Here is a 273-nt window from a genome sequence, read left to right on the forward strand (position 1 = left end):
GTGAAAACGCCGTTCGACGTGCATCCCAACCCGGACGAAGTGGCCGATATTTTCGAGGTTCCGCTTTCCTTCCTGATGAATCCGCAGAACCACCGGCGGGAAAGCAGGATGTTCAACGGCAAGGAACGCTTTTATTACGCCATGCCCTATCACGAGCGATTCATCTGGGGGGCAACCGCCGGCATTATTCGCGGACTTTATGAAAGGCTCTACGTTTGAGTATCAATATTTCCGGGAAGGCGGACTGGCTTAAGACAAAGCCGTTGCAGGCCC

1 pseudogene is annotated in these 273 nt (G+C 53.8%); it reads left to right on the plus strand.

Annotated features, from left to right (window positions below):
• A pseudogene (locus tag SB719_RS20020) lies at window positions 1-219 on the plus strand (CoA pyrophosphatase); the annotation flags it as partial.
• Between the last annotated feature and the right edge of the window lie 54 nt (window positions 220-273).

The organism is Pantoea sp. SIMBA_079, assembly GCF_046940275.1.
Taxonomy (GTDB): domain Bacteria; phylum Pseudomonadota; class Gammaproteobacteria; order Enterobacterales; family Enterobacteriaceae; genus Pantoea; species Pantoea borealis.